Below are 24533 nucleotides of genomic sequence, written 5' to 3' on the forward strand. Positions count from 1 at the left end.
AATATTGGCTGATTTCAACGATTCGAATTGTATTCTCATTCCACTTAGTGGTACAATATAGGCACAAGCAACTATCCGTTGCATGGTGCAATGGCTTTATAAGTAAGACTACTAAACTCATATCATCATTGGAGCAAAACTTATGGATGATTACACACTGCATGACCTAGGGCTAGGTGAGACAATTACAGATTCTGTTTATAATGATGAGGGTCACCTTCTAATCAGTAAAGGTGCCATTATTAGTTATGAACTTTTATCAAAGCTTAAGAAGCATAATGGTAATTATTTCAGAACCCTCGATCAACTGTCTCAGTCTCTAAAGCCAAATGACCTTGTTAGTAAAGAAAATATAAAAACATCCATCGAGGCGGTTCAAATCGTTTTTGTAGATATGATTCATAATGAAAAAACAGGATTGAATCCAGCCATACCTAACGAACACATTGATTTAGTGGTGAACGTTGTTGAGTCTCTAATGGCAACCCTTTATACTTCTGAAAAGCTTCTATATACAGTAACAGAACTTATGGATTCAGATGACTATACTTATAGACATAGTGTGAACGTCGCAATCTTAAGTATATTAACAGCTAAATCCATGCACTACAATGAGAAAGAAATCAAAGATATAGCTTTAGGTGCTCTCCTTCATGATATTGGTAAGGCCAAAGTAGTTAACTTGGTTCGTAAGCCAGCTGAACTGACTGAATTTGAGAAAAAAGAAATGAAAATGCACCCTGAATATGGCTATCAGATGGTTAAAGATATCGAAACTTTGCCTTATTCTGTTAAGCAAATCATCCGCTACCATCATGAAAAGATGGATGGTACCGGCTATCCTTTCGGATTAGTAGGTATGGAAATTCCCTTGTACATAAGACTCATCACTGTATGTGACATGTACGATGCCATGACCTCCAACCGAACCTACCGAAAAAAAATGCCTATACATACGGCTCTTGAGATTCTCATGAAGGATGCCGTTTATAAAATTGACCCTGAGGTTTATCGTCAGATGACAAGTACCATCTGCATCTTTCCTAACGGACAGGGTGTTTTATTGTCCGATGGTAGAATCGGCATCGTTTCCCTATATAGGCATCAAAACCCTACTAGACCAAACGTCCAGATTATTGACTTTAATGTGAAAAAAGGAAGCATCGATGTCCAAGAAGTCGACTTAACCAAACACTTCACTTTGTTCATTATTGATACTTGGAACCCTTCTGATTTTGCCAAAGATTTTAGGGCCACCATTGATCAGAACGCCTTCTACCAAATGACAGCAGAAGAAAAAGAAAAATACGCTTCAAGTATTCTATAACCTTCTTAAGAATTACACCAATGCCTCTCATCTTGCACCCTATTAAAGTCCGTGGTATAATGCTATCAATCAAACCCCAGATTGCATCAAGGATGAGGAGCCTCACTATGAATAAAGATCAACTTATCAATGTATTAAGATCCAGAATTCTCATACTCGACGGTGCCATGGGCACCAGTATACAAGGCTTTAAACTCAGTGAAGCTGATTTTAGAGGTGCGCGATTTAAAGATCACCCTTCTTCTCTTAAGGGCAACAACGACATTCTTGTTTTAACCAATCCAAAAATCATCGAAACCATACATAACCAATTTCTTGAGGCCGGTGCAGATATCATAGAAACAGATACCTTCAATGCCACAAGTCTTTCTCAAGCGGATTACGATACCCAAGATTATGTTTATGAAATAAATAGGGAGGCTGCTAAGATAGCCAGAAAATGTGTTGATCGGTTTACCGAGTTAACGCCTAATCAACCACGTTTTGTTGCCGGTGCAATCGGACCGACCAACAAGACCCTTTCTATTTCACCGGATGTCGAGAATCCCGGCTATAGAGCTGTCACTTTTGAAGATGTTCATGATAACTATGTCCTTCAAATTGAAGGACTTATTGACGGCGGTGTGGATTTTTTACTGATTGAAACCATTTTTGACAGTCTCAATGCCAGAGCTGCTATCATCGCCTGTGAAACCGTTTATCAGCAAAAGGGTGTTCAATTGCCCATCATGATCTCCGGAACCATAACCGATAAAAGCGGTCGTACTCTGTCTGGCCAAACGCTGGCAGCTTTTGTTGAATCCATGAAAAACGACCATGTTTTTTGCATCGGTCTAAATTGCGCTTTCGGTGCTAAGGACTTAATTCCATATGTTAAGGAGATCAGTCACTTGACCGATTTACCTATTAGTGTCTACCCCAATGCAGGTCTTCCAAATGAACTGGGTGAATATGATGAGTTGCCGGAAGAAACCGCCACACTTCTTTTAGAACTGATTCAAAACGGTCATGTCAATATCGTAGGTGGTTGTTGCGGTACAACTTTTGAACACATCAGAGCCATTGCAAGTACAGTAAAAAAAAGTGTGCCCCATATACCAAATCCATTGATTCCACAGACGACCTTGGCCGGCTTAGAGCCGCTGCATATTACAAAAGCCATTAATTTTGTTAACATAGGTGAGCGTACCAATGTCTCAGGATCCAGAAAATTCGCCCGTTTAATCCGTGAAAAACAATACGAAGAAGCTTTAACCATTGCCCGTCAACAGGTAGAAAATGGTGCACAGATTATCGATGTTAATCTTGATGACGGTCTCTTAGACGGTGAAAAGGAAATGGAGATTTTCTTAAAGCTGATTGGATCTGAGCCGGACATTTCCAAAGTTCCTGTCATGATAGACTCTTCAAAATGGTCCATTATATTGGCCGGCCTAAAAGCCATTCAGGGCAAACCGGTCGTCAATTCCATTTCTTTAAAAAACGGAGAAGAAGAATTTTTATATCAGGCGAAGATCATCAAGACTTTTGGTGCCGCAGTCGTCGTTATGGCTTTTGATGAAAAAGGTCAAGCCGATAGTTTTGCCCGTAAAATAGATATTGCAAAACGTGCTTACGACTTGCTTACCAAAAAAGTTAGTTTCCCACCGGAAGACATTATATTTGACGTCAATATTCTTGCCATTGCCACAGGTATAGAAGAACACAATAATTATGCCCTTGACTTTATCTACGCTGTTGAATGGATTAAGAAAAATCTACCTTTTGCCAAAACCAGCGGTGGTCTAAGTAATTTATCTTTTTCTTTTAGAGGCAATGATACCATTCGTGAAGCTATGCATTCAGTTTTCCTCTATCATGCCATTAAGGTCGGTCTAGATATGGCCATCTTGAACCCAGGTTTGATTCAGATTTATGATGATATTGAACCTAAGCTTCTTAAGTTAGTTGAAGATGTTATTTTTAATAAAACGGATACCGCTACAGATGCTTTAATTGAATATGCCAGTACCGCCCAAGCTAAAAGTAGTCAAAATGAAGTAAAAGAGGACCCATGGCGTCTTGAGGCTGTTGAAGTTAGACTTAAAAAAGCGTTGATAAAAGGCATTGCTGATTATGTTACTTCGGACCTAGAAGAGGCTAGATCCTCCTTTCCATCTGCCATCGATCTTATTGAAGGACCACTTATGGCCGGCATGAGTGAAGTGGGTGACCTTTTTGGTGAGGGTAAGATGTTTTTACCTCAAGTGGTCAAGAGTGCGAGGGTTATGAAGAAGGCGGTTGCCCATCTGCTTCCTTATATTGAAGCAGAAAATGTTACCTCAAAGTCCAATTCCTCCGGTAAAATCTTGATGGCTACGGTTAAAGGTGATGTTCATGATATTGGTAAAAATATTGTGAGTGTGGTGCTTCAATGTAACAACTTTGAAATCATTGACTTGGGTATTATGGTGTCACCGGAGTTAATCCTTGAAACCGCTCAAAAAGAAAAGGTGGATATGATTGGCTTAAGTGGTCTTATCACCCCTTCCTTAGATGAGATGGTTACGATGGCTTCCATGATGAAGGACGCCGGTATGACCATACCTCTTCTTATTGGCGGTGCTACTACCAGTCGACTTCATACAGCTCTAAAAATCTGTCCTGCTTATGATTATCCGATTATCTATGCGCAAGATGCTACCAAAGGGGTTGAAGCTGCCAAAGCTTTACAGAACGATGATAAAAAAGCTGATTTTGTTACCGATGTTTATAAAGAGTATAAACGAATAGAAGATTTATCCGGTAAGAATATTGCACCTCTAGTAACCCTTGAAACCGCTCGGTCTTTAAAGCCTAACTATGATTTTAGTGAGGATGCAATTGTCAAGCCAACTTTTCTAGGTGAGAAAGTTATTGAAACCAGTATCGATGCTTTACTACCTTATATCGATTGGACTTTCTTCTTTATGGCTTGGGAAATGAAGAAAAAATATCCCGATATTTTAGATGATCCGATTATCGGTCCTGAAGCTGTTAAGCTTTATAAGGATGCCCATGATATGTTGGCTGATCTAAGTAAGAATCGGTCCTTGACCTGTAAAGGCGTTCTTGGTTTCTACGAAGCTTATGAGGAGAATGATGATCTGGTTCTAAAGACGGACCAAAGTCTTGTTACCTATCCTATGTACCGTCAACAGAAAAAGGATTCTGATTATGTGTCTTTATGTGATTTTGTTGCTTCTAAAGACAGTGGTCTTAAAGATTATGTTGGTGCTTTTGCGGTTACTGCCGGTATTGGCATTGAAGATATGTTAGCGACCTATGACAATGAAAACGATGATTACAAGAGCCTTATGATTAAGATCTTAGCTGATCGTCTTGCGGAAGCTTTTGCTGAGAAGCTTCATGAGGATGTACGAAGAATTTATTGGGGTTATGCGGCTGATGAAAGCTTATCTCTTGATGATTTGCTAAGGGCCAAATATAGAGGTATTCGCCCTGCTTTTGGCTATCCTTCTCTTATTGATCATTCCCTGAAGAAGGCTTTCTTTGAGATGTTGGAGGTAGAGGATCGTATTGGTATGACTTTATCAGAGAATTATATGATGATACCGGGGGCCAGTGTTTGTGGTTTATATCTGGCTCACAAGGACAGTTATTATTTTGATTTGTATCATATTGGTGAAGATCAAGTTATAGATTATGCTAAGAGGAAGGGTGTTTCTGTGGAGGAAGCGCAGAAACAGATTCGGACACGGATTAAGTATTAGGGGTCAAGGAATAAAAGATTTAGTTTCTAAATGGGTCCCATGAAAACCCTTCCACAGGCTGTATGATTACGGTCTATGATAAATATGAAAACAGGTTTCTAAGTGAGTATCGCTTGAATCCTGTTTTTTTTATATATTGTATTAAATACTATTATGATACAAAAGTATTTTTTAGAGGGGTCCCATGAAAACCCTTCCACAGACTGTATGATTACGGTCTCCGATTGGTGCATCCATGCACCAAAAGTCGACGGTCAGCATCCATGCTGACTTGCAAATTTCATAAGAAAGTTTTCATTCTAGCATCATGTCTTGAAGACTGACATGATGCATGAGGTTACTTTCTTATGAGCCTCACCATACAGACCTGCTTCCAGGAACTTCATGGTCGGTGTTGGCTACTTTGGTATTACTGTTAGCCTTAACTAGTCATATGGCATATACAATATTACTTTGTGATGTTTATCCGAAGTAAAACTAATAAAAAACCTGATCTAAAGGAATAGTGCTTAGAAGTAAATAAAAATCATAAAACTTTTTTCTTTTTCTAATGGGTTGCATTTCCAATCGTGCTCGACTATAATTGTAATTAACTGATAATTAATTTCAATTACTATATCTTTTACTGTATCTTTACTATATATTTAACTGGATTCATCAATAATCTTTCGACTTGACGAGGTCGGACAATATTTTACTTTAGGAGGTACGAGAATGAAACAAGAACTTTCAATCGTTTTATCCGGCGAAGCCGGACAAGGCCTTCAAACCTTAGAAGATTTTTTGGTTAAGGCCATTTCAAAATCATATTATGTATTTGCTACTCAAGAAGTCATGAGCCGCGTTAGAGGCGGTAACAACACTTTGGAAATTCGTATAAGCAATAACCCGGTTGCTGCTTATAGGTCACATATTGATTTCCTTTATCTGCTCAACAATCATAGCTTTTATCGTGTTACAAAAAGAGTTTCTGATGATGCCAAGATTTTTGGTGAAGAAGATTTTCTAAGTGATGAAGAACGGGACCAATTGGTTGGTACTTTTGTGCCTTTTACACTGAATGATTATGCGAAGAAAGCCGGAAGTGTTCTTTTTGGTAATACAGTCCTATTTGGTCATATTGCCGGTATGCTGGCTCTAGATCAGGATCACTGTCATGCTTTAATTAATGAGCGCTTTTCACACAAAAAAGATAAGATTTTAGATGGTAATATTAAAGCTTTTAAAACCGGTTATGAACTGGGACAGGCTTATCAAGAGCATCATGATTTGCAGACCCGAGAGGATGAGCCCCTTATGGTACTCTCCGGTAATGAAGCTCTTGGCATTGGCGCTCTTGGCGGTGGATGCAATTTCATATCGGCTTATCCTATGTCCCCAGGTACCGGTTTACTCACCTATTTGGCTGGCAAATCCAATGACTTCGGTATTTTTGTAGAACAAGCTGAAGATGAGATTGCGGCCCTTAATATGAACATTGGCGCTTGGTATGCCGGTGCAAGAGCTTTAACCACGACCTCTGGTGGTGGGTTTGCTCTTATGGAAGAAGCCGTGAGTTTATCCGGTATTACAGAAACACCTTGTGTTGCGCATATCGCTCAAAGACCAGGACCTGGTACAGGTTTACCTACAAGAACCGCTCAGGAAGACTTAAACCTAGCTGTCTATGCCGGTCATGGTGAATTCCCACGTATTATTTATGCACCCGGACATATGAAGGATGCTGTTGAACTGGCTCAGAAAGCCTTCTATTTTGCTGATAAATATCAAGTACCTACTTTTTTATTAACCGATCAATTCCTAGTGGACTCCAAATTCCAGATGGCACCTTTTGAACTGGATGCAAAATACCTGGAATCTTCGATTGTTAAAAGTACAGAAGATTATAAAAGATATACCATAACAGAAGATGGTCTTTCTCCTAGATCCATACCGGGTTATGGTGACGGTCTGGTCAAGTGTGACAGTGATGAACATACTGAAGAAGGTACCATCACCGAATCTTTTGATGTTAGAATTCAAATGAATGAAAAGCGTTTATCCAAAAAAGACTTACTTATGGCAGACTATCAGTACCCTGAATTAATCGGTCCTGAGTCTTATAAGAAGCTCATTGTCGGATGGGGCTCTACTTATGGTGTTCTCAAAGAGTATGTAGACCAATATGGTGATGGCGAAACCGCTTATTTATATATAAAGCAACCTTTCCCACTCCATCAAGATATTAAAAAATATTTTGATCAAGCGGATACCATCATCAACGTCGAGAACAATGCATCGGCTCAATTCTCCAAAATTCTTTTATTAGAACTTGGTGTTACCGTGAATCAAAATCTATTAAAATACAATGGCGAACCTTTTTCTATTGAAGAAGTTGTTGCCTATATGAAGGAGGTATAATCATGAAACATTTTGAAATGGATCAATCAACAGATATAGCATGGTGCCCCGGTTGTGGGAACTTCTCCATCCGTAAGGTCTTAATAGAAACCCTGCAAGAAATGGATTTAAATCCAACCCAAGTGGTCATGGCCTCCGGTATCGGTCAAGCGGCTAAAATGCCCCAATACATTAATACGAATTATTTCAACGGTCTTCATGGTAGAGGTCTACCGGTAGCCGTCGCTATAAAAGCAGCCAACCCACATCTAACAGTCATTGCAGAAGGCGGTGACGGGGATATGTATGGTGAAGGCGGTAACCATTTTATCCACAATGTCAGGCGTAATCCGGATATTGTCCACATCGTTCATGACAACATGGTCTATGGCTTAACAAAAGGACAAGCAGCACCGACCAGTCCCTTAGAATTCAAGACCCCTGTCCAAGTCAACGGCGTCATCAACGACCCCATCAATCCTTTACCTGTAGCCATGACCCTTGGCGCCACTTTTGTTGCTAGAGCCTTCTCCGGTGACATGGAGGGACTTAAGAAAATATTAAAGGCTGCTTTTGATCATGAAGGCTATGCCCTCGTTGATGTCCTTCATCCCTGCGTTACCTTTAATAAGGTCAACACCTTTAAGTGGTATAAAGAACATAGTTATCCACTTGAAGAAGGTTATGACTCAAGTGACTTTGAGTCCGCTATGAAAAAAGCCCTAGACACAGATAAATTCGCATTAGGTGTCATCTATCAGAATAAGAATAAAGTCTCTTTCAACAATCGTACTTGGTTATACCAACAAAATGATACACCAATAGTTCAACGTAAAAGAGACATCGACAAAGTCAACGCTCTACTGAAAATAGAAGCATAAAACAAGAAAGAAGCCGCCAAGTTAATGGCCGCTTCTTTTTTCTATGATGGCATTTAAACAGTAACGAAGGAACCTAAGATTATGACTACTAGAATCTAATTTAACCGAAAGAACTGTCCCTCTAAAATTAAGATGATTTTCTTACTTTAATATCAACAAATAAAATAGATGGTATAACATCTGATTTTATTTCTGTTTCAAATCTAAAAGTAATTACTTTGGTTTCTTTTTTTATATCTGTATTTATTTCTAAACTGTTTGTAATGTCATTAATATACTTACTCTCAAAAATGATTTTTCCATCAGCCAAAATAATAAGTTTGCTATTGGGTTTGATTTTAGTGTTGTCATCAAATCCGAAAATTCCACTTATATTATCAACCTGACCCTTTATAATTGTATAATCAAGAGAAGAATAGCCTCTTTTGTCTAATCCATCTATTGTAATTCCATTTGACCCCAACCCTTGATTATACACCTTTCCTTCAAGTTAGAATTTGTTGTTAAAACTTTCTGATTCATCTGAATTAACAGAATAATTAAACATTAAATCCGCCAACTTTTTAGATTTTATTCTTACAATTCAGCCTTTTTCATTAATTTAGTATAAAAAACTTGTGTCAACTGACAATTACAACTTTTATTAAGTTATCATTTCATGCTATAACTTACTTTTTCTTTCAAGCATAAGTATAACTCCAAACACAATAATGATAAAACTCAGGATATAGCCTAAACTAATTGGTCTATATAGTTCACCTGTTAAGCTATTATACATGTTGATACTATATAATCCAGTTGCCAATACACATGAAGAAAGCAGGATTATACCCGATAAAAAAATGAAACAGTTCTCTTTATTAAATTTCATAATCTCCTCCTATGCGACGCAAGCGTCATCATACTTTATTAAGATTCAGTTTAACCCATTTAACTCCCCGCGTAAAGCTATGAATTTTTTTATTTTCTAATAGCGAAAACTCTGTAAGCTTTATACAAAGCTTACTACTTGTATTCCATTTTCTTATATGCTTATATATCAACTACTAGTAAAAAGAAAGCCTTCACCTGAAAGATCTAACTAGCCACCAACCAGTTCTTTATTAAAGCTAATTGTATTTACCACACTTTCGAGTACAAACATTGCAGTATACTTACGTCTACTAATATATCAATATAAATCCTGATAATTGTGTCTTTTGTGTGTTCTTTTACAGATGTTATTGACTATTTGGTAAGTATAAGATATTCTCTATCGGAGGGGTTAGGGAGAATTTAATATGAAAAAATATTTAACAAAGCTTTTAGTATTGGTTTTTGTATGCATATTATTTGCATCAAGTATTAGTTATGCTGCATCAACTAAAGAAATAAAAGAAACAAAAAAACAATTTGTAAACTCTGAAGGTCAAACTGTATCAGTTACAATTCCTAATGAATATAAAAAAGACATTACTGATAAAGAAATCGAAGAAATCATTAATGCCCATTTATATGCCGCTAATGTAATAATTGAAGAAATTGGAATTGCAGGAGAGTCAATTTTAATTAGCCAATCTTCTCCGGAATTAATTCAAGTACAAAATTATGGTGCTGTAACATTTGGTCCTTTAATAAAAAAATATACAGCATATTCAGCACTACAATCTGATCGTTTTATAGCATCTGCAGCAAGAGGACAAGTTTACACTGCAACATCAACTAAGTCTTATTCATTAAGTCCGTCGATAACAGGTACTATACCAAATGGTTCTCTTAATTTAGCTGGAACCGCATCTTATGTTGTCTATGTTGGCAGCCAATTTTCTGGACCTCCAAACGATTCTGCTTACAACTCAAGAGAATTTAGGTGTAAGTTTTATGAAAACAGAGGAACTTGGTCTCAGGTTACAAAAGTATACGGTAATAACATTACGTCAAAAGGTACATTTAAAGAACCAGTAAGATATGCCTCATATTCTTTTGATAGAATCTACTAGTTAACCAACCAAAAATAAACCCCTCAAAAAAGCAATGTCATTTAGTTAAGAAACCATAAGAGTTTTATACTAATTAAGTAGTATAAGACTCTTTTTTTTTAACAAAATATATAAAAACACTTGATAAATTCCCGAAAAAATGTGGCGAAGCCCTTTGAATATATAAGATTCTAAGGAGGTTTCTCTATGAAGAATAATTATGCAACAGAGGTAAAAAGTGTTCTATTTCAATTGATTCACGACGTATCAAATGTATCTTATTTGTTTTCTGAAAATCCAGAAAGTGATTTTATACGAAATAGAAAATTAAATTTCGAAACAATGATCCATATGATGCTCACTATGGAAGGAGCATCTCTCTCTAAAGAGATGCTTGAGTATTTTCGGTTTTCTTCTGATACGCCTACCGTCTCTGCATTCAACCCACAACGCAAAAAAATCATGCCGGAAGCTTTCGAGTTCCTTTTTCATGAGTTCAATGATTTTTATCCAGGTTCAAGGAAATATGAAGGATATAATCTTATTGCATGTGATGGAACTGACATTAATTTTTTTAGGAAAGCTGATGACAAATCTCTTAGTGACTCGAAAGCATTATTACCCGTCCTGACTGATTTCTTCATCAAGCATCCACTTATCAGACCTGACGTCGTCCTTGGTGATTCTGCTTTTGATGCTATACATCTTTATAAAAGATTGTTTTCAGACCTTAATTTCAACAAATCTTACATACCTCTTAATAGTAGATCTTCCTTAAAAAATAATAGCTATACTATTAACAATGATGGTATACCTTGTTGTCCGAATGATTCAAATCTTCCCATGAAACCTGAAGGAAATACATCACATCTTCATTGTAAAGTGCCTACATTCAAGTTTGTCTGTCCCAAAATGAAGTGGACTAAGTGTGATGATGGCGTGAGTTGCCGGCGTCACAACTGCGATAACCCTAGTACCGATTCCCTCTGCGGGCGGATGATCTATATATATCCTGAACAAGATCTTCGGGCTTATCCTGGTACAATTCGCGGTACGGATGATTGGATTACTACCTATAAAGAACGAGGCGTTGTAGAAAAAACCATCAATCATTTTAAAGATAGTTTTTGTATCGCTAATCGTAAAACTCAAAATGCTAAAACATTACATGCAGACTTATTGTTATCTGGAATTACTCAACTACTCACCATTATACTTGCTGATAAGATACAAAATCATAAATACATCAGGAGCATGAAACCATTAATTGCATGTTAATCACAATGCTTGTTCAGATATAAATTTTTATCCACAACCTAGTTTTCTGGGTCTCTAACTATTCTTAACTAATGAGTTTCGCAATTACCTATATAAATCCATGATGAATCTTCAAACAATCCTTCATTCAATGTACCAATGGTTACTAGTAATTTTGCTCATATAAATCAATATATATATGTTTTGGATGGTATCATCTTGGGTTGGCGCAAATGAAAATGCAAGTTTTGATTCCCCTATCTTTTATTTCTAAGGTCACAACTTTACTATTTCATTTCATACTGTCATACCTATGTTTTCTTATATGACAGAGCTGATAACCGTCCGTAACTATTGGTAAAATACAAAAAAAATATGCAAAAAATAGACCTTAATTAGCTAAAAGATAGCCAAAGTCAATTACATATTTCAAAAGATATTAAAATACTGAAAAATCCAAGTAGGCAACCTAATTATAATCAATTAGACTTTCTACTTGGACGAACTCTATCAAGCACTCCCTTATTCATGTTTTCTCATTTATAACCTAAAAATAACCTAGCATTCGAATCACCAAGGGCGCCAATATGACCGTTACCAATCCGGCTATGCCTATGGATAAGCCACTCATGGCACCTTCTACTTCACCCATTTTTATGGCTTCACCTGTTCCAAGGGCATGAGCTGATGTGCCAATTGCCACGCCGATGGCTACAGAATCCTTAAGTCGTAATACTTTAAATACAAGTCTAGCAATAATGGCACCGGTAATGCCGGTCATGACAATGGCCGCTACGGTAATCTCCGGTATACCGCCAATCTGCTTAGATACTTCTATCCCAATCGGTGTTGTTATGGACTTGGGCACCAGAGATAGGCCTAATATATGCTCAATATCAAATAACTTCGACAGTAGAATGACCGATAGAATGCTCACAAAGGAGCCGACGGTTATGCCTACTAGTATGGGTATGCCATTTGTTTTCAGCAAGGCTCTATTCTTATAAAGTGGCACGGCCAAAGCAACCGTTGCAGGTCCTAGGAAAAAACTTATGATTTGCCCACCTTGGTTATAGGTTTCAAGATCTATATTTAAGAATGTCAGTACAACGATAACCAGAATGATGGCAATTAACAAAGGATTCAGTAGTGATATTTTCGTTTTCTTATTGATCCAAATACCAATCTCAAAGGCCATTAAGGAAATCAGTACCCAAAAAATGGGTGTTGTTAGAATTACATCTATGTCATCCACCTCCTAAGAGCATGAACCACCCATGCCGTCATCACCATGACCAGAATCGTTGTAACAATGGCTATAAAAACCAGTATATGCCAGCTCTCTTTTAGCATGCCCGTTACGGCTAGCAAACCAACGCCCGCCGGTATAAACAAGATGGCAAGATGATTCAGCAGAAATTTGCTGATCCCTTCAACTTGATCTAATTTGACGAGACCGGTTTGAAGGGCCAGCAACATAAGTATCATACCCATAATGTTGCCTGGTATGGGTATCTTAAAAACTTTATTAAGAATCTCACCCAGTACCACCATCAGTAGTAATATGATAATCTGTCTAATCCATTTCATAGAGATGCCTTTCTTTATGCAAACATGTTTCTAAATGTTTCTAATTACTTGTCTGTCTATTTATTTACACAGCAGAACGATGAGATCATTCACGTTGGTACCGGTCGAACCGGTCATAATGAGATCGCCGCTGGCTTGAAGTGCATGGTAAGAATCGTTGTTATCCAAATAAACTTCCGGTTCCATGCCGGTTGCTCTGATCTTCATTGCGGTGGTGCCGTCCACCATACCCCCTGCAGCGTCTGTAGGACCGTCCGTTCCATCTGAACCGACAGAAAAAATCAAAGTTCCTTCAAGACCTTCAATGCCAAGGGCTGCAGATAAGGCCAGTTCCTGATTGCGTCCGCCCATACCTTTACCGATAATTCTTACCACTGTTTCACCGCCTACAATCATGGCAATTGGTTTTTTGAGATGGGTTTTATGACTATGTATTTCTCTCGCAATGGCGGACAAAAACTTACCCGCCTCTTTGGCTTCGCAGTCTAAGGTGGAGGATAATATAATCGGCTGATAACCCAGAGCTTTTGCTGATTCAGACGCAGCGTCACATAAAGCGCTGACACTACCGGTTATCACTGTTTCACAGTTGGTAATTTCCTTCGGTGTTTCGATGCTTAGAACCTCTAACATCTCATCTGTAACCGTCAAATCATACTTATTAATGATTTTAAGGGCTTCTTCAGAGGTGGATCCATCCGGATAAGCCGGTCCAGAAGCGATGGCATCTAATCGATCACCAATAACATCGGATAGAACTATGGCAAAAATAGACGCTTTTTTACAATGTAGGGCGAATTTGCCACCCTTCACACCTGATAGATGCTTTCTAACCGTGTTAATCTCTACAATATCAGCGCCACATCCTAAGAGTTGCTCCGTTATATCCATGATGTCTTCTAACATAATACCGGGCATTGGCTTTTCAAAAAGAGCTGAACCACCACCTGATACAAGGAAAATAACATGGTCTTCTTCACTTAGATTTTCGACCAATGCGATGGCCTTTGAAGCACCTAATACTGAATTTCCATCTGGAATTGGGTGTCCCGCTTCAACAATCTCAAAACCATCAATAGGTCCTTTTGCGTGGTCATATTTGGTAATAACAAGACCGACATTTATTTGTTGACCTAAAGTTAGCTGTGTAGCTTTTGCCATATTCCATGCTGCTTTTCCAATTGCAATTACCACAACTTTTCCTGAGAATTTCCTATTTTCAAGGGCTTTGATTACTGCCGCTTCCGGCAATACGGCTTCTATGGCGCTCCCTATAATTGTACTACCATCTTCTCTCATTGTTTTCATCCATCCATCACCTTTCAAATCGAGGGTTCAATCAAGTCCAAATCCACAAGTACTTTTCTTATGTCATTCATTCTACTTTCACTACAATGGTCTATAGGCTTAATAGGATGACCCACCTTTAGACCTAGCAGGTTCATACAATCTTTCATAACTACTGGAAAACTGCCATAGCTGTAAGTGTTTCTAAGGGGTATAAGCTTGTATTGGTCTTCCATGGCCCCTTTTAAATCGCCAGCCATATATTTTTCATAGATGGATACAACCAGTTTAGGTGCCACATTAGCGGTACCGGCAACACATCCCACACCACCATAAGCTAAAGTACCATAGATATAATAATCTGTTCCGCTTAGAACCTTAAAGCTTGAAATGTCTTCCGTTACTCTAATGTATTCAATGGTTTGTGCAAAATCTAAAGATGTATTCTTTACGCCAATAATATTTTCTATTTGAGCCAGCTTTCTAAGTAAGGCTGGAGAAATATTGTTGGTGGTTTTACCGGGATTGTTATATAAGATTACCGGTATTTTAATAGCGTCTGCAGCGGCTTTAAAATGATGCAACATCTCTTCTTCATTGGGATTGATAAACATAGGGGTCAGTAAAGTGACCGCATCTGCACCTGCCGCTTCAGCCATTTGGGCTGTTTTTATACAAGCACTGGTGGTGATTGCGCCTATTCCGGCGTAAACCGGTACCCGCTTGTCTACATGAGCTACGGTGATCTCAACTGCTTTTTTCTGACTGGCTTCATCAAGGGCATAGAACTCACCGTTGCTTCCAAGGACAAAAATACCATGGACGCCGCCTTCAAGAACATAGTCAATGACCCTCTTAAGCCCTTCTTCATCCACCTTCTCATTTTCATCTACCGGCGTAATAATCGGTGGAATCACGCCTTTTAAATCATCTATGCTCAACATTTTACTACCTCCTTGATTGTATGGCTCTGTTAATGATGCCTATTCACCTATACTTTAGGTTACAGGGGCCGGGTTAAAAAGACAAATAGCATTTTCTATGCCCCAACGGTCTGCCCAGGTCTGCTTTTTACCACTGGCAACGTCTAAGATCATATCATAGATTTCCTGTCCGACCGACTCTATGGTCGCTTCTCCAGTAGCAATCTTTCCGGCATTGATATCAATAAGATCACGCCATCTGTCTGCCAACGCGTTGCGACTGGCAACCTTTATGACCGGTGCCATAGCAAGTCCATAAGGGGTGCCTCTGCCTGTTGTAAATACTTGCAACGTGATACCTGAGGCAAGCTGACATGTGCCACATACAAAATCACTGGCCGGTGTTGCGGCATAAACAAGGCCTTTTTTTGTGGCTTTCTCACCCGGTGACAAGACTTCAACAATCGCTGATGATCCTGATTTTGCTATTGAACCTAGAGATTTTTCTACAATATTGGCCAAGCCGCCTTTTTTATTGCCGGGTGTGGGGTTGGCATCACGATCCACACAACCTCTGGCTAGATAATCATCATACCATGCCATTTCTTTTTTGAGTTTGTCTCCTACTTCTTGATTGATGGCTCTAGGGGTTAATAAGTGCACACCGTCTCGGACTTCGGATACCTCAGAAAAAAGTACGGTAGCACCGGCTCGAACCAGTAGATCTGCTGTGTGGCCAACCGCCGGATTAGAGGTTACGCCTGAAAAAGAATCACTACCGCCGCATTGTAACCCTATAACCAAGTCCGATACAGGACATACTTCTCGAACCCTTTTGTTCAAACGCTCTAAGATGACCTTTGCCTTAAAAACGATGGCTTCAACCATAGGCATAAAGCCCATCTCATCTTGTAACATCACCAAATTTTCAGGTATGATATCCGAAAACAATCGCTCCGGCATAAGCTTCTCACATCCCAAACTTACCATCAACATCTCACCACCAAAGTTGGGGTGTGTGGATAGATTCCTAAGGGTTCTAATGGGTATAATTGCCTCCGGTGCATTAATGGCTACCCCACAACCATAATTATGATTAATCGGCATAATGCCGTCCACATTGGGGTAATTTGGCAATAGGCTTTTTATTTGTTCAACGGCAATATTAAGTACACCTTCAACACATTGAACACTGGTCGTAATGCCGAGCATATTTTTGGTACCCACACGACCATCCTTGTTTCTATAGCCTAGGAAGGTTTGACCTTCCAGTACAGGCAGGGGCTTGGGCACTTTGGTGGCTACGGACAGTTCTTCAAGTGGCTTGGCTGCCGGAAGCACCACCATGGTTTCATCAATCCAACTGCCTTTTTGTATGGTTGACTTGGCATAACCTATGACCTCACCATATCGTATGATGGTGTCACCCACTTCAATATTTTGAAGGGCTATTTTATGGCCTTGAGGTATGTCTTCACCTGCGGTTAAATCTTCCGATAGGATTGTACCGGCTTTAATACCCGCTTCATCTACGACAATTTCCACATTATCCATGGGATTCACTCTTATTAATAATGGCTTTTTACTCATATTGATCTCCTCTATATTTTTGCCACTCACATTTGTATTCTTCTTAAGATCTTTCTCTACTTATTTCATGACTGAACTCTAAGATTGTGTAATAACCACTCTATACTCGTGTTTCTTTATGATGTTTTCTATTGTCATAAAAAGCATAGGCTAAGGAGGCAAGAATAAGAACCCAAACAGCCAATCCAATCGGTCTTGAGAAAAAGACACTTAAATGACCACCTGATCCTTTTAGAGAATCAATGAAGTATTTCTCAAGATCACGTCCTAAGATAAAACCAATTAAGAAAGTTGTAACCGGTAAATCCAACTTAGAAAATATATAACCTACAAGTCCAAAGATGACCAAGGTAAATACATCCACCATATTCCCACTTCTGGTTGAAAAAGCGCCAACGACACATAGCAAAACAATGCCAGGATACAGTTTGTTTTTGGGTATATTAATTATCTTAGCGATGTATTTAATGGGGTAGAACATAACAATGAACATGAAAATATTGGCAATCAATAAGGCAAATAATATGGTGTTCCATATCACAGGATTCTGCGTTATGAATAAAGGCCCAACTTGTATGCCTTGGAGGATAAAGGCACCAATTAAAACGGCTGTTGTACTGTCACCTGGAATCCCAAGAGACAAGAGCGGCACTAAGGCACCACCGGTTAGACCATTATTAGCCGACTCACTGGCAACCAAACCCTCAACAGCGCCTGTACCTAATTTTTCAGGGTCTTTTGAAAAGGTTTTACACTGAGAATAGGCCAACAAGGAAGCGGCACTACCACCAATGCCAGGTAAAATACCCATAAAAGTACCAATAGAACCGGATCTTAGCATATTGATAAATTGTCCTTTAAAATCTTTAAATGAAAACTTTTTGGACTGATCTCCTTTTAGTATATCCGTATGCATCATGGTTTGCTTCATCCCTTTTTCAGCTTCTTGGAATAGCTGGGAAAAAGCAAAAAGTCCAATCAGTACGGGTAGGAGTTGGAATCCATCTCGCAGTTCCATAGAGAACATCGATGGCACCAATCTAAGTGTTTGATTGTCCGGAAAGACCCCCATTAAAGATATAAAAACACCTAAAAACCCAGTAAATATACCTTTGGTCATTTTTCCTTTGGATAATGCAGCAATAACCGTCATGGCAAAAAGTATAATTAAGAATTTTTCAACTGCGGAGAACTTAATGGCAAGTCGTGCCAATACCGGCGTGAATAAGGCTAATACCACTAAGCTGAGTATACCACCGAACAAAGACGCTGTAATCCCTATTCTAAGTGCTCTTACCCCTTCACCCTTCATTGCCATGGGATGTCCGTCAAAACCCGTTGTAACCGATGATGGTGTCCCTGGTATATTCATGAGAATCGCAGGTACAAGACCACCGCTGATACCACCAACATACAATCCTAATAATAAATATACCGATGTTGTTAAGTCATAAGCATAGGTCAAAGGCAAAAATATTGCAATGGCCATTGTTGCTGTCATACCCGGTAGGGCACCAAATATGATCCCTATAACCACACCAAGGAGTGCTATGACACCTTCTAAAATACCAAACTCTATCATCTCTATCATCTTCCCTTTCTAAATGAGTTCAAATCAATATAAATTTGACCTCTCAACCTTTATGGTAAAGTAACGCCGAACATGTAACCGAATATGAACCATATCAACATCGTTTCAATAGTGGCGATACCTATGGATATAAGAATCGATTTTATTTCTCGACTGCCTTTGTAAAGCACGTTGAACAAAGAAATAAATAAGATACCGGCCGGAATAAAACCTAAAAGGTTCATGGTCATGATATATAAAATCAAGAGTATGCCTGTTCCAAGTAGCTTCACTCGATCATAATTTTCAATAAAAAAATGTTTGTGCTTCAAACTCAATAAGGGACGGTTCTCTTTCTTCGCTTTCATAATTGCTTGAATCAACAGAATTATAGAAAAAATAATCAATATGCCGAAAATAATTTTGGGTCCTATGGTATGGGATTGTGAGTAAACAATTTTAATTCTAAATAAGTCTGACATTGTTTAAGCTCCTTCTATATGTTACTTAAGATCTTTTCTAAGTGTTATCTAAAGGAATAATGAGGGTAGAAGGATGTACATTCTACCCTCATAAGTCTTTTATCATTATTTTAAATCACAGTCACCTTATTGTACAGTTAATACATCAAGAGAAGGTGCTGCCTTAATTAAAGCATCTAATGAATCTCTTTTAGCCATAATATGTGTTTTTGTATCTGCTGATGGTAAATATGCCACCTTGTACTTCTGTTTTGCCATATCATCAATAAAGGCTTGGTCTTTTGAAATCTCAAGAGCAGCTTGATCCAGTTCATCTACAAAAGCTTGAGGTGTTTCTTTTGGAAGATAGATGATAAACTCTTTTGAAAAGGCAAATGGCGCGCCGTTTAAAGTTACACCAAGATCTGCAAAAGTAGGGATATCCGTTCCATCAATCTTATCTAGTAAAGCTACAAACTTCATCTTAAGTTGGTCTTCGACACCTTCCTCAGTATATTGAAGTAAAGAAGAATAGTCAGCAAAAATAATATCGGTGTTGCCATCCCAAAGCATTTGAGATTTTTCAGCTGTGGACCCACCGACTACGACGACAATTCGATCGGCCACATCTTGACCATAAGCTTCTACAACCCATTCATAGTAAGATATAAAACCGATATGAGATACACCGCCGGCTTCAACTGCTGCACGTACGATTTCGTCTGGATTGGCTGCTAAGTAGTCCGCCATTTCTTTCATATCATCATAAGGCGCATCTGCCGATGCCGCAAAACATCCACCAGGGTTCAGTCCGATACGGGGACCAATCACCATATTCTCAAGACCATATTGCTCATCAAAGGCGCCAAAGGATATGCCAAGATAGGTCATATCATGGAACATCATAATTGTGTTGCCATCCGGATCTGCTTTAGCCAATGTCTCAAATGCAGGTCCTGCCCCAACAGCATCTACTTTTGTGTTTGCATTAAGGGCTTTTGACAAATAACGCATGGCCATGTCAGCAATCATATACGAATCCCCTGTTGTTGATGTGGAACCGATGACGACTCTTACATTTTTCCCATCAAAGGTCGTTGTTTCTTCTTTTTTACATCCCGCCAAACTTGTTGCTGCTAATAACACCACCATAAACAGTACCAATACTTTTTTCATTTCTCTTCTCCTTTTTCAATCATATTCCTATTATAAACTTGAATCATTTCAAGTTATAGGTGCTTTAATTTGCTTCATTCTACTACTTGTCGAACCAAACAAGGTTTCTTGGGGTCAAATTGCCATCCCGGTATAAGGTATTGCATACCGATACTATCATCTCTACCGCCAAGACAATTGGCTATGTAGACTTCATGGGCACGCTTGACTTGATCCATATCCACCTCAACGCCAAGTCCTGGCTTTGCTGAGATTTCTATACAGCCATCTATGATTTCCATTGGCGCTTTCGTAAGTCTCTCGGCACCCTCCTGCCATATCCAGTGGGTATCTATGGCATTTATGTTACCCGGTACAGCTGCTGCTGAATGTGCCACCATAGCTAATGAGATATCAAAATGATTGTTCGAATGGCAACCCCAAGTCAAACCAAAATCATGACACATCTGACCAACACGAACCGATCCGGACATGGTCCAAAAATGTGGGTCTGCCAGTGGTATGTCCACGGACTGTAAGGCCATGGAATGGGTCATTTCCCGCCAATCTGTGGCAATCATATTGGTAGCTGTCGGCAGGCCTGTTGCTCTTCTAAATTCTGCCAAGATTTCTCTACCTGAAAATACCCCTTCTGCGCCACAGGGATCTTCACAATAAGTTAATACACCATGTAGGTCCTTACAAAGCTCTATAGCATCCTGGAGTAACCAACCACCATTAGGATCTAAAGTAATCCTAGCTTCTGGAAAAGCTTCCTTTAAAGCTCTTACCGCCTTAATCTCTTCTTTACCTTCAAGTACGCCGCCTTTTAACTTAAAATCTGAAAAGCCATATTTCTCTTTGGATGCTTTAGCCAGAGCAACAATACCCTCCGGTGTCATGGCTTCTTCATGGCGTAAACGGTACCAATCACAATCGCTATCAGGATTGCTGTCATAGGGTAAATCTGTCTTTTTTCGATTGGCTACATAAAATAGATAGCCCAGCATTCTTACCTTATCTCTTTGCATACCCTCACCAAGAAGTGAAGCCACAGGAACACCCAAGTGTTTGCCTAGCAAGTCCAGTAAAGGGGCTTCAATAGCTGTTACAACGTGTACACCTGTTCTAAGATCAAAGGTCTGTTGACCCCTTACATCTTCTTTGTCACCTTGCATAGCTTTTTGAACCTTAAGAAGCGTATTCTTATAATCACCGATACTGGTACCGACGACCAGTTCTTTGATCTTTTCTAGTGCCTTGGTAATTTTCTCTCCACCCGGTACTTCTCCAAGGCCTGTATCGCCATTGCTGTCTGACAGTATGACAATATTCCTGGTAAAATAAGGTGCATGTGCACCGCTAAGATTTAATAACATGCAATCTTTACCTGCAACAGGGTAAACATCCATTTTCACAATTGTTGGCGTCATCTTATACTTCCTTTCAATCCTAGATTAATAATCTAATCTTACTTAAGCTCTTTTAATCTCAACGTTGGTTAACTTCTCATAATACTTCAATAGGCTACAATGATCTTCTTTCTCAAAGCCATCAATCTTAAGTACTTGCATCATTTCCATGACTTGAGCTGTGAGTGGTACGGCTGCCCCAACTGCATGGCTGGCATTTAAAGCATTTGTTAGATCTTTGATATGTAATTCTATCTTAAAGCCCGGGTTAAAATTACGATCTAACATCATAGGTGCCTTAGCATCCAGTACTGTAGATCCTGCTAATCCACCACGAATGGCTTGATAAACCAGCTCCGGACTTGCCCCCGCTTTACTAGCAAAAGTCAAAGCTTCTGATACAGCTGAGATGTTAAGGGCTACGATAATCTGATTGGCCAGCTTTGTAATATTACCGGATCCAAGTTCACCAACATAGACGGCTGAACCTGCCATGGTCATTAATAAATCATAGAAACGATCAAAGGTTTCTTTTTTACCACCTACCATAACGGATAGTGTGCCGTCAATAGCCTTGGGTTCACCACCACTTACAGGTGCATCCAACATATCTACACCAATTGTCGCCAGTGCATCACCAATTGCTTTACTCTCAACCGGATCAATGGAACTCATGTCAATCACGACTGTACCTGATTTTGCCGCTTCCATGATGCCGTTTTCTCCTAGTGCCACACTTCTAACGTGAGGTGAATTTGGTAACATGGTTATAATGACATCACACACTTTTGCTACCTCTGCGCCATTCTCTGCAGATGACGCCCCAAGAGATACAATCTCATCTACAGCAGTCTTATTAAAATCACAAACCACCAGTTCATGTCCCGCTTTAATTAAGTTCTTGCTCATGGGTTTACCCATGATGCCAAGTCCAATAAATCCTACTTTCATCTTGTGCCTCCTATTTCCAATTATTAAGGGTTCTTTTTTTGACTAATATCATTATAACGTGGGTCAACATGAATGAACATGTCCTTCCTATATTAAAATGAGACCAATACTTGTATGGTATGTACAAATATCGGTCTCATTTTAAATTATTTCGTCTATTATGCCTAGTAAGATTACAATTTTTTTTTGGGGGGGTTATTTGTGTTTAAAATAATAGGCCAATTCATTTAAAAACTCTCGGTCACTTGCATTGGCAACAGGATCTATATTCAGTAGCCCCTTTAGCTTGTTCAGCCTAAAGAGCAAAGTATTTCTATGAATAAAAAGGTCTTTAGCGGTATAGACAACATTATAATTGTTCTTATACAAAGCATCTACAATCTCAACCAGTTGCATCTGATCATCATCTGAAAGTAACATATCGTAGATATTAAAGGCATTGTCATAGGCTTTGATTGTCGCAAGACTTCTATAGTAATCCAGAACATGCTCATTAAAATAATAGGTACCCTTGTCTGCTTTAATTCGAAGACCCAACTCTTGAGCATGAACAAATGACTCTTTAAAATGATTAATGTCCATCTGCAAGGAACCAACAAAAAAGCAAATCTTATCCTTTTGATAGCCTTCCGGTAACTTTTTAATAAAAGACAATATATACCCATCCAGCAATTCTTTATATTCTTGAATAGACACTTGTAAGTCGCCACTTAAAGCCTTAAATAGAATGATATCATCGTTTCTGGCTACTGTAATAATATCTTGATAAGAATGACCTTCCGCTTTTGTAAGTGCCTCAATCATCTTTCTTGGCTGATACTGGGCATCATACTTGATCAATATACATACTCTAAGGATGTCTTTTTTCAACTCTAAACCTTCTGCCATTTTACTTGCAACAGCAAAGTCCACCGTCTCATTAAACAGTAAGTAATATAAAAACTGTTCTGCCTTATTTTTCCTTCGACGCTCCCCTTCCATCTGAAGCTCATACTCAAGCATGGCCTCCATGGATGTTTTTACCAAACCGGCAAACGCCTTAACATTCTCCGGATTACCCGTTACACAGATGACACCTACATGTTTGTTCTTGTAATCTATAAACATGTTTACACCCGGTTTGGTGCCGAGGAACTTTTGATTCTCATCCACCACCCCGGTATCTAAAGTGCCGTTTAACATACTCGATGCAACTTCATGAAAATCACCAATACGAGAAGCGTCTTTACTTGCTATGATAATGCCTTGATCGTTCATAATATTAATGTTGAACTCAAGATTTTTAGCTGTTTTTTCAATAAATTTTTGTGCCAGTGCCGGTTCTAGGATGGACATAAAATATACCTTCTTTCAAAAACCACTCTAATGGCTTTATTGTATAGAGGATTTATTATTTTGTCAAATCCAAATTAACTTGTATCTCTCTTGCTTTTTTATACCGAATATACTATATTAGTATAAAGAGGTGATGGTTTGAAATACAATAATGAGCATATATTTGAGTTAATACTGGACAATACAAAGACACTATTAAATGAAAAAGGCGTCAAGGGATGGAGTATGGATCAGTTGGCTATGGCTTCCGGCCTTGCTAAGAATACACTTTATAAGATTATTGGTTCAAAAAAAGAAGCCGTTTTGAGCGTTATCTATAGAGATATGGATGAAGTACAACATCATCTAAAAAAACGATTGAAAACAGAAGCTGATACCATTATGATTGAAGACTTAATCGATACCTTTCTTCTGACCTTTTCCAACTTACACGGAAAATACTTAAAAGAAGTCTTAATAGAATTTCCCGGAAACGGACCACGTATTGAGAATCAGATTAATGAAATGCGATGGCTTCTAGCTGAACTATTTGAGTTAGTGAGAGAACGTAGTCATCTAAGAGCTGATATTGATGTTGAATTACTCTTTAATTGTTTGCGCGGCATTAGTACAGAATTTATCCGGTTAGGTTATACAGGTGAACGTTTTGTAGAAAAAAGTAAAACTGCATATGGTTATTTATTAAAAGGTATCTGCGAATAGGAG

19 protein-coding genes and 1 pseudogene are annotated in these 24533 nt (G+C 38.7%); 7 read left to right on the forward strand and 13 right to left on the reverse strand.

Annotation, left to right across the window (positions count from 1 at the left end):
* Positions 1-142 precede the first annotated feature (142 nt).
* The 4 genes from P0N36_RS04595 (at position 143) to P0N36_RS04610 (ending at position 8339) form a co-directional block, all read left to right on the forward strand.
* Positions 143-1327, forward strand: a complete 1185-nt coding sequence (locus P0N36_RS04595; protein ID WP_275841660.1) for an HD-GYP domain-containing protein — start codon at positions 143-145, stop codon at positions 1325-1327.
* A 107-nt stretch (positions 1328-1434) separates the two neighbouring features.
* Complete coding sequence (metH, locus tag P0N36_RS04600; protein ID WP_275841661.1) at positions 1435-5079, forward strand: methionine synthase; 3645 nt, start codon at positions 1435-1437, stop codon at positions 5077-5079.
* Between the two features lie 714 nt (positions 5080-5793).
* Positions 5794-7479 carry a 2-oxoacid:acceptor oxidoreductase subunit alpha gene (locus P0N36_RS04605; RefSeq protein ID WP_275841662.1) on the forward strand — a complete coding sequence of 562 codons (1686 nt, stop codon included), beginning with the start codon at positions 5794-5796 and terminating at the stop codon, positions 7477-7479.
* A gap of 2 nt (positions 7480-7481) precedes the next feature.
* Entirely contained in the window at positions 7482-8339 is an 858-nt protein-coding gene (locus P0N36_RS04610) for a thiamine pyrophosphate-dependent enzyme (protein WP_275841663.1), read from the forward strand.
* Positions 8340-8466: 127 nt separating this feature from the next.
* On the opposite strand, the gene P0N36_RS04615 is transcribed toward P0N36_RS04610, so the two are convergent.
* Entirely contained in the window at positions 8467-8817 is a 351-nt protein-coding gene (locus P0N36_RS04615) for an NPCBM/NEW2 domain-containing protein (protein ID WP_275841664.1), read from the reverse strand.
* 183 nt (positions 8818-9000) lie between these two features.
* Positions 9001-9210 (reverse strand): hypothetical protein, encoded by a 210-nt coding sequence (locus tag P0N36_RS04620; protein ID WP_275841665.1) that lies wholly within the window; start codon positions 9208-9210, stop codon positions 9001-9003.
* Between the two features lie 409 nt (positions 9211-9619).
* Between P0N36_RS04620 and P0N36_RS04625 the strand changes: the two genes are divergently transcribed.
* Positions 9620-10318, forward strand: coding sequence for a hypothetical protein (locus tag P0N36_RS04625; protein ID WP_275841666.1), 699 nt, complete (start codon positions 9620-9622; stop codon positions 10316-10318).
* Positions 10319-10882: 564 nt separating this feature from the next.
* Positions 10883-11575 (forward strand): annotated as a pseudogene (locus P0N36_RS15655) (ISNCY family transposase); the annotation flags it as partial.
* 526 nt (positions 11576-12101) lie between these two features.
* On the opposite strand, the gene P0N36_RS04635 reads toward P0N36_RS15655, so the two are convergent.
* The 11 genes from P0N36_RS04635 to P0N36_RS04685 all read right to left on the reverse strand — a co-directional run bounded on the left by P0N36_RS04635 (position 12102) and on the right by P0N36_RS04685 (position 23828).
* Positions 12102-12809: an LrgB family protein gene (locus P0N36_RS04635; protein ID WP_330683953.1), complete on the reverse strand. Its 708-nt coding sequence runs from the start codon at positions 12807-12809 to the stop codon at positions 12102-12104.
* Positions 12797-13144, reverse strand: a complete 348-nt coding sequence (locus P0N36_RS04640) for a CidA/LrgA family protein (protein WP_275841667.1) — start codon at positions 13142-13144, stop codon at positions 12797-12799. The genes P0N36_RS04635 and P0N36_RS04640 overlap by 13 nt, the downstream gene beginning before the upstream one ends.
* 60 nt (positions 13145-13204) lie before the next feature.
* Entirely contained in the window at positions 13205-14452 is a 1248-nt protein-coding gene (locus P0N36_RS04645; RefSeq protein ID WP_275841668.1) for a glycerate kinase type-2 family protein, read from the reverse strand.
* A 14-nt stretch (positions 14453-14466) separates the two neighbouring features.
* Positions 14467-15375 (reverse strand): dihydrodipicolinate synthase family protein, encoded by a 909-nt coding sequence (locus tag P0N36_RS04650; RefSeq protein ID WP_275841669.1) that lies wholly within the window; start codon positions 15373-15375, stop codon positions 14467-14469.
* Positions 15376-15429: 54 nt separating this feature from the next.
* Positions 15430-16944, reverse strand: coding sequence for a galactarate dehydratase (gene garD / locus P0N36_RS04655; protein ID WP_275841670.1), 1515 nt, complete (start codon positions 16942-16944; stop codon positions 15430-15432).
* Between the two features lie 100 nt (positions 16945-17044).
* Positions 17045-18535 carry a tripartite tricarboxylate transporter permease gene (locus P0N36_RS04660; RefSeq protein ID WP_275841671.1) on the reverse strand — a complete coding sequence of 497 codons (1491 nt, stop codon included), beginning with the start codon at positions 18533-18535 and terminating at the stop codon, positions 17045-17047.
* Between the two features lie 50 nt (positions 18536-18585).
* A complete protein-coding gene (locus P0N36_RS04665) occupies positions 18586-18996 on the reverse strand; it encodes a tripartite tricarboxylate transporter TctB family protein (RefSeq protein WP_275841672.1) in 411 nt (136 codons plus the stop codon).
* 126 nt (positions 18997-19122) lie between these two features.
* A complete protein-coding gene (locus tag P0N36_RS04670; protein WP_275841673.1) occupies positions 19123-20151 on the reverse strand; it encodes a tripartite tricarboxylate transporter substrate-binding protein in 1029 nt (342 codons plus the stop codon).
* A 74-nt stretch (positions 20152-20225) separates the two neighbouring features.
* Positions 20226-21563 carry an enolase C-terminal domain-like protein gene (locus P0N36_RS04675; RefSeq protein WP_275841674.1) on the reverse strand — a complete coding sequence of 446 codons (1338 nt, stop codon included), beginning with the start codon at positions 21561-21563 and terminating at the stop codon, positions 20226-20228.
* A 42-nt stretch (positions 21564-21605) separates the two neighbouring features.
* Positions 21606-22514 carry a 2-hydroxy-3-oxopropionate reductase gene (garR, locus tag P0N36_RS04680; protein WP_275841700.1) on the reverse strand — a complete coding sequence of 303 codons (909 nt, stop codon included), beginning with the start codon at positions 22512-22514 and terminating at the stop codon, positions 21606-21608.
* A gap of 174 nt (positions 22515-22688) precedes the next feature.
* The gene (locus P0N36_RS04685) at positions 22689-23828 is read right to left on the reverse strand and encodes a CdaR family transcriptional regulator (protein ID WP_275841675.1); all 1140 of its coding nucleotides are present in this window, start codon (positions 23826-23828) and stop codon (positions 22689-22691) included.
* Between the two features lie 138 nt (positions 23829-23966).
* On the opposite strand from P0N36_RS04685, the gene P0N36_RS04690 reads away from it, so the two are divergent.
* Positions 23967-24530, forward strand: coding sequence for a TetR/AcrR family transcriptional regulator (locus P0N36_RS04690; protein WP_275841676.1), 564 nt, complete (start codon positions 23967-23969; stop codon positions 24528-24530).
* Positions 24531-24533: the final 3 nt, after the last annotated feature.

Origin of the sequence: Petrocella sp. FN5 (assembly GCF_029210395.1) — a bacterium.
Classification (GTDB): Bacteria; Bacillota; Clostridia; order Lachnospirales; family Vallitaleaceae; genus Petrocella.